The 13,916-nt window shown below is 35.7% G+C and carries 9 protein-coding genes; 7 read left to right on the top strand and 2 right to left on the bottom strand.

Annotation, left to right across the window (positions count from 1 at the left end; genetic code table 11):
- Nucleotides 1-32 precede the first annotated feature (32 nt).
- Both lon and ACY0M5_RS00385 read left to right on the top strand, forming a co-directional pair.
- On the top strand, nucleotides 33-2,486 hold the full coding sequence (gene lon, locus ACY0M5_RS00390; RefSeq protein WP_461630446.1) for an endopeptidase La: 2,454 nt from the start codon (nucleotides 33-35) through the stop codon (nucleotides 2,484-2,486).
- Nucleotides 2,487-2,599: 113 nt separating this feature from the next.
- Nucleotides 2,600-3,700, top strand: coding sequence for an AI-2E family transporter (locus ACY0M5_RS00385; protein WP_461630445.1), 1,101 nt, complete (start codon nucleotides 2,600-2,602; stop codon nucleotides 3,698-3,700).
- Nucleotides 3,701-3,783: 83 nt separating this feature from the next.
- Here the strand turns inward: ACY0M5_RS00385 and ACY0M5_RS00380 are convergent, their stop codons facing one another.
- Entirely contained in the window at nucleotides 3,784-4,701 is a 918-nt protein-coding gene (locus ACY0M5_RS00380; protein ID WP_461630444.1) for an NAD-dependent epimerase/dehydratase family protein, read from the bottom strand.
- A 39-nt stretch (nucleotides 4,702-4,740) separates the two neighbouring features.
- The gene (locus ACY0M5_RS00375; RefSeq protein ID WP_461630443.1) at nucleotides 4,741-5,403 is read right to left on the bottom strand and encodes a phosphoadenylyl-sulfate reductase; all 663 of its coding nucleotides are present in this window, start codon (nucleotides 5,401-5,403) and stop codon (nucleotides 4,741-4,743) included.
- 433 nt (nucleotides 5,404-5,836) lie between these two features.
- Here ACY0M5_RS00375 and ACY0M5_RS00370 point away from each other — a divergent pair, with 433 nt between their 5' ends.
- The 5 genes from ACY0M5_RS00370 to ACY0M5_RS00350 all read left to right on the top strand — a co-directional run bounded on the left by ACY0M5_RS00370 (nucleotide 5,837) and on the right by ACY0M5_RS00350 (nucleotide 13,914).
- Nucleotides 5,837-8,701, top strand: a complete 2,865-nt coding sequence (locus ACY0M5_RS00370; RefSeq protein WP_461630442.1) for a tetratricopeptide repeat protein — start codon at nucleotides 5,837-5,839, stop codon at nucleotides 8,699-8,701.
- A gap of 865 nt (nucleotides 8,702-9,566) precedes the next feature.
- Nucleotides 9,567-11,288, top strand: a complete 1,722-nt coding sequence (locus ACY0M5_RS00365) for an OmpA family protein (RefSeq protein ID WP_461630441.1) — start codon at nucleotides 9,567-9,569, stop codon at nucleotides 11,286-11,288.
- 69 nt (nucleotides 11,289-11,357) lie between these two features.
- Entirely contained in the window at nucleotides 11,358-12,020 is a 663-nt protein-coding gene (locus ACY0M5_RS00360; RefSeq protein WP_461630440.1) for a hypothetical protein, read from the top strand.
- 56 nt (nucleotides 12,021-12,076) lie between these two features.
- Nucleotides 12,077-12,688: a hypothetical protein gene (locus ACY0M5_RS00355; protein WP_461630439.1), complete on the top strand. Its 612-nt coding sequence runs from the start codon at nucleotides 12,077-12,079 to the stop codon at nucleotides 12,686-12,688.
- A gap of 2 nt (nucleotides 12,689-12,690) precedes the next feature.
- Nucleotides 12,691-13,914: a hypothetical protein gene (locus tag ACY0M5_RS00350; protein WP_461630438.1), complete on the top strand. Its 1,224-nt coding sequence runs from the start codon at nucleotides 12,691-12,693 to the stop codon at nucleotides 13,912-13,914.
- Nucleotides 13,915-13,916: the final 2 nt, after the last annotated feature.

The following is a 13,916-nucleotide window of genomic DNA, read 5'->3' as shown; positions in this document are numbered from 1 at the left end:
TAGTGAGTAATGAGAACATGACAAGCGAAATAATGAGCAGAAAGATTGAAATCAATATAAGTGATATCGCATTAACGAATATGATGGACGAAGATTCAGATTTTATTCCAATTATAACCGATGAGGATGAAAATGCGTTGGACGAACTAGTTGTTCCTGACAGTTTGCCAATTTTGCCTCTTCGTAACACGGTTTTATTTCCTGGTGTAGTAATCCCTATTTCGGTAGGAAGAGAGAAATCCTTGAAATTAGTTCGTGAAGTATACAGCAAGAAGGGGATGTTGGGAGCTGCCACTCAAATAGATTTGAGTGTTGAAGATCCGCATTTCGATGATATTTATAAAATTGGAACGGTTGCTCAGATTATCAAAATTTTGGAAATGCCTGATGGTTCTACCACAGTTATTTTACAAGGTAAAAAGAGATTTGAGTTGCAGGAAATGATTTCAGAGGAGCCTTACCACATTGCTAAGATTAAAACGCTGAAAGATATTCGTCCTGTTGAGGAAGATAATGAGTTTAAAGCTCTTATATCTTCTGTTAAGGATATGGCAGTTAAGGTGATTAAATTATCGCCGCACATTCCTAATGAGGCTAGTTTTGCAATTAAGAATATCGAAGGATCTTCCTTTTTAATCAATTTTATTTCAAGCAATTCTGAAATTAAGCACAACCAGAAACAGAAGTTGCTGGAGATTGAGGAGATTGCCGGCAGAGCAATGAAGCTTTTGGAGTTATTGGTTCGTGAAGTGCAGGTTTTGGAGCTGAAAGATGATATTCAGACCAAGGTGAAAACCGATATGGATCAGCAGCAAAGAGAATACTTGCTGCACCAGCAAATGAAAACCATTCAGGATGAATTGGGCGGAGGACCAAATGATCAGGATGTAGAGGAGTTGGAAGAAAGGGCACAAACAAAAAAATGGACCGACGAGGTTGCAGCTGTTTTTGAAAAAGAATTGAATAAACTTCAGCGTCTGAATCCTGCTTCTGCAGAATATTCGGTGCAGTTAAATTACCTTGAGGAGCTTCTTGATTTACCATGGAGCGAATGCACCAAGGATAATTTCAACTTGAAAAGAGCTCAAAAAATTCTGGATCAGGATCACTTTGGTTTGGAAAAAGTAAAAGACAGAATTATTGAGCATTTGGCTGTATTAAAACTAAAAGGGGATTTAAAATCACCGATTTTATGTTTGTACGGGCCTCCGGGAGTGGGTAAAACATCTTTAGGAAAATCAATTGCGAGAGCCTTGGATCGAAAATATGCCAGAATGTCTCTAGGCGGTTTGCATGACGAGTCAGAAATTCGTGGTCACAGAAAAACATATATTGGTGCAATGCCGGGAAGAATTATTCAGGGAATGAAAAAAGCCGGTTCATCCAATCCAGTTTTTATTTTGGATGAGATTGATAAAGTAAGTAATGATTTTAGAGGAGATCCATCTTCGGCTTTATTAGAGGTTCTTGATCCTGAGCAGAATAGTGCGTTTCATGATAATTTTTTGGATGTAGACTACGATTTGTCGAATGTGATGTTTGTAGCAACGGCCAATAATATTGGGGCGATTTCAGCTCCTCTTCGCGATCGTATGGAAATGATTGATGTAAGTGGTTACATTCAGGAAGAAAAAGTACAGATTGCCAAGACTCATTTGATTCCAAAGCAAATGGAGAATCATGGTATTACTGCTGATAATATTAAAATCTCGAAGGAGGTAATTGCCGAAATCATCGATAAATATACTCGTGAGTCGGGTGTAAGAGCATTGGATCAGCGAATTGCCAAGCTAATGAGACGTATTGCCCGTAAGGTGGCAATGGGCGAAGAATATGATATTAATATAAAGATTGCAGATCTGAAAGAATTTTTAGGTGCACCAATCTTTAACCGCGATAAATATCAAGGGAATGAATATGCCGGTGTAGTTACAGGTTTGGCCTGGACTTCGGTTGGTGGTGAAATTTTGTTCATCGAATCGAGTTTGTCGGCTGGAAAAGGGAAATTAACCCTTACCGGGAACTTGGGCGATGTTATGAAAGAATCAGCATTGCTGGCACAAGAATATTTGAGAGCACACTGTGGTGCATTGGGGATTAAAAAGGAAACTTTCGATGAGTGGAATCTTCATGTTCACGTACCCGAAGGAGCAATTCCAAAAGACGGACCTTCAGCTGGAGTTACTATGGTGACAGCCATGGCTTCAATTTTCACACAACGCAAAGTGAAAAAACACTTGGCTATGACTGGTGAAATTACTCTTCGCGGAAAAGTGTTGCCGGTTGGAGGAATTAAGGAAAAAATTCTTGCAGCCAAGAGAGCCGGAATTAAGGAAATTATACTTTGCAATCAGAATAAAAAAGACATTGAGGAAATTAAGGATATTTATTTAAAAGGTCTTAAATTTCACTTTGTTGATGAGATTATGGAAGTTTTGGATATTGCCTTGATGAAACAGAAAGTAGATAATCCCATAAAATTATAATTTGGATTAGATTTAGGAAAGGGCTTTCGAAAGAAAGCCTTTTTTTGTTTCGGTTCCTTGAAACCATAAAATTTCTTACTTTTAAACTGTTATACCAATTTAATTTCAAACCTATGAATGAAAAAGGAAAATATTTTATTGTAGCTCTTGGTTTAATCATGTTAGGGTTATTGTTTTGGTATTTCAGCAATATTGTGACATACGTTTTAATTTCGGTTGTTCTTTCCTTTATTGGACGTCCGGTTGTCGATTTTTTAAATGGTTTAAAGATCAAGAAATGGCAATTTCCTTCGGTTTTATCTGCAGGGATAACACTCATCCTTTTGTGGATGGTTATGATTATGTTCTTCCGGACCTTTATTCCAATGATAGCATCGCAGGCGCAGGATCTATCAAATATAGATGTAAATGCAGCCGTTCAAAGTCTTGAAGAACCAATGCAAAAAATAGAAGCTTTTGTGGTGAAGTATTCTGCCAATGGCGAGACTTTTGACCTGAAAGCAGTTCTGGTTAAAAATATTTCATCATTTGTGAAGGTGTCTGATGTTTCGGATATTTTTGGTTCTCTTGTTGGTACTTTAGGGAATACATTTATTGCATTGTTTTCGATCTCTTTCATTACTTTTTTCTTTTTGAAGGACAGCAGTTTGTTTACCGAAGGGGTTGTGGTTTTGGTTCCGGCCCGCAACGAAGAAGGTGTTCGCCATGTATTGGATTCGATAAAAAAACTGTTAATGCGCTATTTTGTAGGACTGTTTTTTGAGGTGATACTCGTTGGTTTTATGGTAACCATTGGTCTTACCATTGTTGGTTTGCCTTTTAGTACCGCAGTTGTAATTGGGCTGTTTGCTGGAATCATGAATGTGATTCCATATATAGGACCAATTATTGGAGCCTGTTTTGGAATGATTATTGGAATTGCCACTAATTTAGATATTGATTTTTATACGGGAATTGTTCCTCTTTTGGGATATATGGCACTTGTATTTGCCACAGTTCAGGTGATTGACAATATTTTGTTTCAACCCTTAATTTATTCCAACAGTGTAAATGCTCATCCTCTCGAAATTTTTATTGTGATTATTATGGCAGGGAGTATGGCAGGTATTTTAGGAATGATGCTGGCAATACCATCTTACACAATTATGCGTGTTATAGCAAAAGAGTTTTTTAACAAATACCGGTTTGTAAAGAAACTGACGGAAAAAATTTAGTTGGAATGCAGGTTATCCATAAAACAAGAAAAGCTTGATTCATTCTCGAATCAAGCTTTTTTGTATCTGGCAACAAATAGCTTTTATAGGCTTGAAGCCTCAAAATGTTCTTTAAGTATTTTTAGTTCTTCTTCAAAGCCTAATTTTTCTCCTTCGTACAATTTCATAATTCGCTCATCAACAGCAACCAATTGCTGAGGCAGTTCGAGATGCTGGTTGGTGAAAATCATTTCCATATCCGGATTTTGGGCTTGAATAACTTCCACGATATCCATAATTGATTTGTTGTATTCCACCAGATTATAAATTCCGGAATCTAATTTGCCACCCAAAAGATTGGCTAAGATGCTGCTGGTTTTTTCCAAAGAAATAAACGGACGTTTTTGGTTTCCACTTCCGTGGATGGAAATACGACCCACAAAATGAGAATCGAAAAGTAAACTGTTTAAAATTCCTTTCATATTCATGCTTACACCGTAACCAAAAACATTTCCCAAACGAATAATTTGAGTGTTTATTTTCGACATGATTCGTTCAACATGTTGTTCTCCTCTTAATGTAGAACTTCCCAATGAAGTTGTTGGTTCAGGAATGGAGTAAATGTCGAATTCATTATCAGAATAACCGTAAACGGCTGTTGAACTAACGTATACCAATTGTTTTACGTTGCTTTCTTCTATAGCATAAACCAACTCAGCGGTTCCCCAGTTATTAACCTGCTCATGAAGATGATGAAGCTTATCGTTGTCCGAATTTTCAGCAGCAAGATGATAAACTACATCAATATCTTTTATAATTTTATCGAGAGTTCTTGAATCCAAAAGTTCACCTCTAACAAAAGTTAGTTTGCCAGGTTTTATTTGGGAGTGTAAAAACAGATTGAAGTTAGCCTGATGCAGATTATCCAATACAATAATTTCTTTTACATCAGGGTTCTGATTCAATTTTATGCATAATTCGGTGCCAATGTAACCGGCACCACCTGTAATTAATACTCTCATTGTATCTGTGTTTTAATTTCGGATTATTAGCTGTAATTATTATTTATCTTTTTTAATTACCAAATCGGTATTTAAACCACATTCGGTTTTTTTCATTCCAAACCATCGTGCCGACCGATCATCGCCCAGAGTCATTTTTCGTGTGCAGGGTTCACAGCCAATGCTGTCGTAACCTTTTGCTTCGAGCGGATGACGGGGAAGATTGTGCTCTTTAATGTATTTGTAAATTTCCTGCTTGCTCCAGTCTAACATCGGATGAAACCGGGTGACACCATGAGGAGCATCCTGTTCAATATTCATCGCTTTTCGAACAGCCGACTGATCTGCCCGAACACCATTGATCCAAACATCGTGATCTGCCAAAACACCATCCAGAGGTTGTACTTTATTTAGGAAACAACAGTAATCAGGATCAGAGGTGAAAAGAAAATTTCCTTTCGCATCTTTTTGTTGTGCTTTTGGTATTGAAGATTTTGCATCGATAATTTTCAATCCAAATTCTTTGGCGATTTGATCTTTAAACTGAATGGTTTCAGGGAATAAAAATCCGGTATTGATAAAATAAACAGGTATTGTATTGTCTATCCGGCTGATAATATGAAGTAAAACAAGACTGTGCGATTGAAAAGAGGATGTGGTAAACATCGTCTTTCCTTCGGCTTTGTATTGCTCAAGTTTCTTTTTTATGCTTTCAAAATTCATTGTAAAATCCTTTTGCCTTACTAAATAACAAGGCGTGTAAATGTGTATATAAGGGATGGTAAAGATACTAATAAATATTCCAAATCAGGGAGATTTTAAGCGTAGAGTGGCTTCGGATAACCGGTAAAATCTGAACTAATAAAATAAGTTGCAGTGTAAGGTTTCAATCAATTTTACTAAAAGTAGTAGGGTAAATATTTAATTAGGATTACTGTTTGATGAATATGGAATATTTTAGGTTTAAAATGCACACTAAGATTATTGTTTTGTTAAGTTCTGTGATATATTTGCATCTGCATTATTTTTGGCTTAAATTCACTCATTCAGAATGTTTAGGGCAATCTTTTACGGAGTTTGGTTGCTTTTGAGGATTGGTGTTATATTTAACGGGTAATTTTCAGTCGTTTTTTTAAGAAGACTTATAATTGATAATATGATAAAAAAAAAATTTCTTTTCTTTCTTTTCACGATACTAATTACTAAAGCATATGCTAAGGATGATTATAAGAAAGTCCGGTTTCATGATTTAGATAGCCTGAAAGTAGCCATAAATGAGCTGGTTATGGTTGAAGGGAAAATGAAAAATTCTGATAGTGTAATCGGCCTTGTATCTGATAACCGGAAAATTTTAAAAGATGAATATCCGTCTTATTTGCATCTGCTTTTGAATAAAATTAAAACTGATAAGGATACTACCGGCCTGGCAGAAATATATTATCGGATAGGGGTAAACCATCGATATACACATGGCTACGATTCTGCTAAATATTACTATCAAAAGTCACTGCCCTTTGCTCATAAAATAAAAGATCACTATAAATTAGGGAGAATCTACAATGAGCTGGGGGTTGTCTGTCGAAAAACCGATCGGAATGAAGAGGCTCTTAATTATTTTGTTTCATCAATCAGTACAACAGAATTTACTAACAATTTATATGGCAAGGCAATTGCCGAAAATGGAATTGGAAATATCTATTTGGTGCAAAAAGAATATGAAAAGGCCTTATCCTATTTTCGGGAATCTTTAAAATATGGAGTAAGCAGCGACAATAAATATCATTTAGAGATTAGTTATGGGAATGTTGGAGAAGCCTATCTCGATTTGCAGGAAGCTGATTCGGCCAATTACTATATTAATAAATCGCTGGAGCTGTCAAAATTACGGGGGAATCCTATTGGTGAGGGAATTTGTTATCAGCTTTTGGGACAAGTGAAAATGTTTCAAAATGAATATGAGAAAGCCTATGGGTATTTTGAGCAGGCACTCGCTTTGCAGCGGAAAAGAAATGATAAGCGTTACTTAAGTACGATACTAATTCAGCATGGTAATGTTTGTTCGAAGTTAAAACGATACAAGGAAGCTGAAAAGAATTTGTTGGAAGGACGATTAATTTCAAAAGAAATTCATTCTGTTGATAATCTAATGTTTGCGAATAAGGTTTTGTATGAAGTCTATTATGCAACAGGAAGATATCGGGAGGCAAGTGATGCTCTGTTATTGCATAAAAATTATACCGATTCGTTATACAACAGCGAATCAGTTCGCGTAATGAATGATTTGGAATTTAAATATCAATCGGAAAATAAAACCCATCAGATTGAGCTGTTGAATACCAGAAATCAATTGATTGGAGAATCAAAAAAAATGCAGAGAAATCAGTTTGGAGTTCTGCTTTTGCTCTTTGGAGGATTGGCTGCATTTTTTTATTATTTATACAAGAACAAACAAAAGGTTTCAAGAGAGTTACAGATTGTTAATCAGATGAAATCAAAATTTTTCAGTAGTATCTCCCATGAATTTAGAACACCTTTAACGTTAATTACAGGTCCGGTAGAAAAGCATTTAGCCCGGCCTCATAGTAATGAGGAGCAGGATGAGATGAAACTGATTCTGCGTAACACCAACAGATTACTTGCATTAGTCGATCAACTTTTAAACCTTTCTAAAATTGATGCCGGTCATTTTGCTATTGCTGCTCAGGAAGGCGATTTGTCAACATTGCTTAAAGGAATTTCAAATTCGTTTACTTATCAGGCATCTGAGAAAAAGATAAATTATCAATTGGAAATAAATGAATCAGGAGATGTTTGGTTCGATATGAATATTGTCGAAATAATAATTACCAATTTATTATCCAATGCATTTAAGTTTGTTCCCGGAAATGGTAATGTTGAACTGAAGCTTGCTGCGTTTAATGATCATATTAAAATCACCGTAAGTAATTCGGGCTGCACATTAACCAAAGAGCAATTGTCGCATATCTTTGATCGTTTTTATCGTGCAGGCGAAAACGAAACACAAGGAACCGGTATTGGACTCTCTTTAGTGAAGGAACTGTGTGCTCTTTACCGCGCACCCATAAAGGTTAGTTGTTCCAATAGTCAAATCATTCAATTTGAATTGTTGTTGCCAACATCTAAAGATCATTTTAAGGCAAACGAAATATCGCTTTTACCTCTGGCAAAAAAAGAGGAGCAGTTTTATGAAGTAAATTCAGATTTGAACCCGGAAGAAGAAAACGAGGTGAAAATTGAAGATTTGCCCGTATTGTTGCTTGTTGAGGATAATTTAGATATGCGGAAATACATCAAGACTTACTTTATTCATAAATACAAAATTTTAGAAGCTGAAGACGGGGAAATTGGGATTAAGATGGCAATCGAATATATTCCTGATTTGATTATTTCGGATGTAATGATGCCAAAAGTTGGTGGTGTTGAGCTTTGTTCCTGCTTAAAAGCAGATGTGAAAACCAATCACATACCCATTATTTTATTGACTGCCAAAGTTGGTGATGACAATGAATTGGATGGTCTTAAATCCGGTGCAGATGATTACATCGTGAAACCATTTAATGCTCAGGCTTTAATCGTTAAGGTTGAAAGACTAATTGCCACAAGAAAAGAGATGCAGAAAAAGTATCAAAATGAAATAGTTATCAGTCCTTTAAATATTGTGTTTCCATCTGAAGAAGAGAAATTTGCAAGAACATTGCAGAAAGTTCTGGAAGCGAATTTACACAATCCGGATTTTACTGTAGATCAGTTTTGCGAGGAGACTTTAATGAGCCGAACACAACTTCATCGTAAGTTAAAAGCTTTAACCGGACTGTCGGCTACTGCATTCATCAGAACGCAAAGAATAAAAATGGCATCGGAAATTTTATTGAACCCAGATGTGAATATTAGTGATGTTTGTTTTTCTACCGGATTTAACGACACTTCGTATTTTTCCAAATGCTTTAAAGAGATTCAAGGTTGTACTCCCTCCGAGTATATAAAGGAACATTCCAATTAAAACTTTTTAAGTAAGCTTATTGTGATATATTCTTAAGTAGTATTCCTTACTGTGTACAGGTAAAGTTATTTGTTTTATCTAGGCAATAATTATTTTTAATGTACATAAAACTTTATTTTAATGTATATCAAAGTAAAGTTTTATGTACATTAAAAATTAAAAAGATAAAGAGAACCAAATCGCTTGCTACTTACCCGATGATTAGGAGGTAGGCAATTTGTTATTTGGTCTCTTGCCAAGTAAACATCAAAACTGAGTTCATTCAATTTTATAGAATCTTTTTTGTTGAGGATATTTGTGTAATACCTTACGCGAAATACATACGGGTTATTGCTCCTGTGTTTGTTAATTAACAAACTAATTTTAATTGTTATCGGCTCAAGAATGGTGTTCTCTTAAAACCAGAGCCAATTTATTTTACGATACTTGTTTAAATGGTTAATTGTAATTCCGCACCAATCAATTAAATGTCAATTAGTTGTGTTGTTTTGGAACATTTGTTTTGCTGTTTGGAACATTTGTAATACTCCAATATCTTTCTTTTCTATTTTTCTCTGTCAATCCACAAATATATTAGAAAAAAAATCAGACGGGAAATCTCACTAAAAGTCACATGTCCAGGAGGTAATGATGTTTAAATTGATCGGATTTTACTGCATGATTGTGTCTGATCAGCATCCTATCTGCCTTTCGTTTGCGTGCATGTTATGTAATCACAATTTATACATACAGATAAATAAAATAAACTTAAAGGATTAATATATAGTATTTTAAACATTTGTTTTTGTTTTTGGAACATGCTTCCTATTTGAGGATTGATTAGCAGCATACATTTACATTGTATTCGAAACCAAAAAAAGAACAGATGAAAAAGCTAATATTCATAACATTATTGATGTCACTTTGCATCACTCTGGTAGATGCTCAAGTAGTGGAGCCGGAAAAAGTAGTAAAGAAACAAGGTACACGTCGTGCTAATAATAAAATAGAACGAGGCGTAGATAAAGGCTTCGATAAACTGGAAGAAGGTATTGGAAGTTTATTCGGTAAAAAGAAAAAGAAGAAAAAGAAAGCTGCGAATGAAGAGCCAAAAAATACCTCAGACAAGAAAGAAGACTCAAATAGAAATGATGGGAATAATAGTAACGAGAGAGTAGAAAAGCAAGTTGCTAAAAAGCCAGATGTAGTTTGGAATAAATTCGATTTCGTTCCGGGTGATGTTGTGATTTTTGAAGATGGCCCAAGTCTAATGGAGGAGAATGGTGAGTTTCCAAGTCGTTGGGATCTAAAGGAAGGAAATGTAGAGATTGCGCAGGTAGATGGTGAAAATGTTATCTATTCAATAGAGCATGGCACTATTGTTCCTTATTTGAAAAATTCGAAGGAGGATTATTTACCAGAAATTTTCACGATAGAGTTCGATGCCTTTTTTGGTACAGGATATTCAGGAAGATATTTTATCAGTTTTTTTGATGCGAAGAATCAACGATGTAATAATAATGATAGGCTATATGTATATGTGAATAGCTTAACTCTAGGTTCTAGTTCCACTAATTACCCCGGAAAATCTAAAGGGAACTGGGATGCAGTTGGTGGTTGGCGTCATATTTCGATTGCTTTTACCAAAGGGAAGATGAAAGCTTATATGGATGACACCCGCTTGATCAATATTCCACATTATGAAGCTAATCCTACTGGTTTAACCATACAAATGGAAAAATATGCCTCTTCGGATTACGAAAAATACATCAAGAATATTCGCATTGCAAAAGGTGGTGTTAAGTATTACGATCGTGTACTTCAAGATGGTAAGATTATCTGCAACGGTATCCGCTTCGATGTAAACAAGGCCAGTTTAAAGCCCGAGTCGATGGGGCCAATCAATAAAATTTACGAATTACTGCAAAAACAACCTGATTTAAATTTTAGCGTCGAAGGTCATACCGATAGCGATGGTGATGATGCATCAAACAAAAGTTTATCGGAAGCGAGAGCTAAAGTTGTTATGGAGAAATTAATTCAGATGGGAATCTCATCGAACCGATTGAGTTACGCCGGTTTTGGAGAAAGCAAGCCATTGGATAACAACAGCACACCGGAGGGAAAAGCGAACAACCGAAGAGTTGAGTTTGTGAAAGTGGAAGGAATTGCAACATCAGCCAAACCAAATACTTCAGGCAATTCAATTTTTGATTCTTTGGATCGTAAAGCGATCGATACTAAAATGGAAAGCTTACCAAATGGGAATATCCCGGTTTCCAATCAATCGGGAATTCTTCTGAAAAATGGGACTACCATCATTTACGGTACGTCTGACGGGTATTTGGGTAAAATGGAAGTTCTTGATGTTGACGAAAGTGATAGTTATCGATTAACAGTTAAGTATGTAACCTATAATGATGATGGCTCTGTTCACAGTAAATCTGATCATTTGGAAATTGGAGGAACTTATACCTGCGATTTGGATGAAGGAAGCACCGGGGATATGACGAGGTCGGAAGAAGATTTTTGGTTGGGCAGACCGGATGCTAAAACAACAACAATTGTACAAAGGGAAAATACCGGTTTCTATGTAGTCCCAAACTAATCAACTGGCTAAGAATAAAAATTTTATAATAAACAGATGAAATTCTCATCAATACAATAAATAGAAAATATGAAAAACACTCTAAAGTACTTTGTAATAGCAGTATTAAGTATCGTTTTATTCTCGTGCGATAAGGACGATGATTTACAGAGTAAGGACATCAAGCGTTATAACGTAGAATCAGGTATTGTGCACTACGAAACTTCAATATCCGGTCCATATGTGAATGGATCAGGCACAGAAGATTTGTATTTCAAAAAATGGGGAGCTCTGGAAATGAGTTTTGAGGACAAATCGGAAACGCTTACCATGATTAATGCTAATGGAATTGAGGAATCGACAACTACAAATGCTCGTAATGCCTATAAAATTGACAATGAGAAAATTTATGTGGTTGATTATGCTGCGAGTATAATTTTCACCAAAGAAGATCCCTTAATCGATTACATGCGTCAGAATAATTTAGATGCATTGGAAGCGGGAAGAGAGACAATGATAAGTATGGGAGGAGTACAATTGGATAATGAGAAAATTTTGGGTTACGACTGCGAAGTATGGGATTTACTTGGAGTTAAACAATGGATTTATAAAGGAATAACCCTTAAAGCAGTCTCTCATATGGCAGGAATCACCATAATAGAGGAAGCCACAAGTATCAAGTTTGATGTTTCTGTAGCCGACAGCTATTTCGAGTTGCCTAATTTTCCTCACAAGGATATTACTGATCTGTAAATTAATCATTTATAAAAATACAGTCAAAGCTTGTATTCATTATCAAAAAAAGAATCATGAACCAAATTTTAGTCATAGTGCTTTGTTTTGTCGCCAATTCGGCCTTGTTGGCTCAGGGGAAAGTGGAAAAAGAAGGAGTAGATGTGATGCTGGAAACCTACATGAAGGCAAACAAAAATCTGATTGATTCGACCAAACCCATGATTGATTTTTTCTTAAAGTATGATGAGAAAGATAGCTTAAAGGCGCCCAATCAAAGCGATTTCGATCAGATGTTGAATCAGATGGGAATTATGGATGAGGTGAAAAATGATCAAAGTGGCCTGACGAAAGAGGATGCCTTTCAATTCATTAATGCATACATCAATGCAGATAAGTCCATTGGAAAAGAAGGCGAAAAACCAGACAAACCAGTGCAGGAAAGTCAATTGGATCAGGAACTGAAAAAGGCTGAAAAGCAGTTTGATGAAGCCAAACCCGAACTGGAAGGAATGCTGAAAGAAGCCGAAAAGGAATTTGAAAAGCTCCAAAATCAATCAAATTTTATGTCTTACGAAGATTTCAGAAAACGAGCCAAACAAAGGAAACCTGATTTGAGCGAGAGTGAAATTAGAGATGCTTATAATGAAGTTATGAAAGTGTTAGGTAACCCATTTAAAACCAAATAAAAATGAAAAAAGCAACAATTATTCTTATCGTTTTGCTGTCGCTGATAAAAGTGACAAATGCTCAGGATTCAAAAATAAGTGGAAGCTGGCTGGTTACCAAAATAGTGGTGGGCGATCAAGTTGACGAACCATTATTTGTTATCGATTACAGTGCTGATGGATCTATTATAACTCAGGGAATTGAAGTAGGATCGTGGTCGCATAATCAGAAAGAAGAGAAATTGATTATGAGCTCGGATATGGATAAAGACTTTGGAGGAGATTGTGAAATTATAAGTTTGAACCAGAAAGAGCTAAACTTTGAAAAGGGTGATCAGAAATGGTTCCTATCCAGACTAAATATGTCTGAAATAGCTAAGACTAATTCTGAATCAGGTCTTATTGGATCATGGGAGTTTGCCGATGATGCAAATTATGAGGGAACCAAAGTATTGAGTTTTGAGGCTCCGGATAGTTTTACTCTGGTAGAGAAACAAGAAGGAATGCAGAGTCAGACGGGTGGAATGTGGATTTTTAATCCAAAAGAACAAAGCCTACTGTTGATTGGCCGAATAGACCAGATTGGCGGTAAAAATAAAATCCTTACAATCAGTAAAACAAAATTGGTTTTAGAGAATGCAGGATCGGAAACAGCGATGCGGAAATCAGATGATAACTCTCAAAAGATCGAAAGGTTGAATTTTACGGAAGATAATTTTTTCGATGAGAATGGTGATTATAAGTATGATAGTGAGGAAGGAAAATTACCTTGGACTGATCCTTTCGAAATGCTGATGTCTTTAGTAAATACGAGTCAATTGGAATATAATTTTTCAGCATTAGTAGAGGGGACAAAAGTTTTTGAAACTAAAAAACTGACCGCCGATGTTAAGACCGATAAAGATGAACAAAGTGTAAGTATCGATTTTATTTTTTACGGATACGACAGATACAATTTGCCTGATGAAACGGAATTACCTCCTAATGTTTTGGATTTCAATTATTATAATCGCCTGTATCCATTAAAAGAGAATTCGTTTCGGGTGGCTGGACAAGAGAAACTCACAACACCATCAGGTACTTTTGATTGTACCGTAATTGAGTCTGTTGGCACTTCCGAAGAGAAATATAAATTATGGATGATTAATGATAAACCTGGAATTTATGCCAAGATAATTGAAGACAAAGAAGGCATGTTTGGTCATTACTATATTTATGAATTGAAGAACATAATAACAAACAATTAAAC

Source organism: Labilibaculum euxinicum (assembly GCF_963678175.1).
Lineage (GTDB): Bacteria > Bacteroidota > Bacteroidia > Bacteroidales > Marinifilaceae > Labilibaculum > Labilibaculum euxinus.
The sequence above is the reverse complement of the archived record's forward strand: the minus strand, read 5'-3'. Positions and strand labels throughout refer to the sequence as shown.

What these genes read in the sequence shown, in the direction of transcription:
- lon (WP_461630446.1), top strand. Translation starts at nt 33, where the DNA reads ATGAGCAGAAAGATTGAAATCAATATAAGTGATATCGCATTAACGAAT.
- ACY0M5_RS00385 (WP_461630445.1), top strand. Translation starts at nt 2,600, where the DNA reads ATGAATGAAAAAGGAAAATATTTTATTGTAGCTCTTGGTTTAATCATG.
- ACY0M5_RS00380 (WP_461630444.1), bottom strand. Translation starts at nt 4,701, where the DNA reads ATGAGAGTATTAATTACAGGTGGTGCCGGTTACATTGGCACCGAATTA.
- ACY0M5_RS00375 (WP_461630443.1), bottom strand. Translation starts at nt 5,403, where the DNA reads ATGAATTTTGAAAGCATAAAAAAGAAACTTGAGCAATACAAAGCCGAA.
- ACY0M5_RS00370 (WP_461630442.1), top strand. Translation starts at nt 5,837, where the DNA reads ATGATAAAAAAAAAATTTCTTTTCTTTCTTTTCACGATACTAATTACT.
- ACY0M5_RS00365 (WP_461630441.1), top strand. Translation starts at nt 9,567, where the DNA reads ATGAAAAAGCTAATATTCATAACATTATTGATGTCACTTTGCATCACT.
- ACY0M5_RS00360 (WP_461630440.1), top strand. Translation starts at nt 11,358, where the DNA reads ATGAAAAACACTCTAAAGTACTTTGTAATAGCAGTATTAAGTATCGTT.
- ACY0M5_RS00355 (WP_461630439.1), top strand. Translation starts at nt 12,077, where the DNA reads ATGAACCAAATTTTAGTCATAGTGCTTTGTTTTGTCGCCAATTCGGCC.
- ACY0M5_RS00350 (WP_461630438.1), top strand. Translation starts at nt 12,691, where the DNA reads ATGAAAAAAGCAACAATTATTCTTATCGTTTTGCTGTCGCTGATAAAA.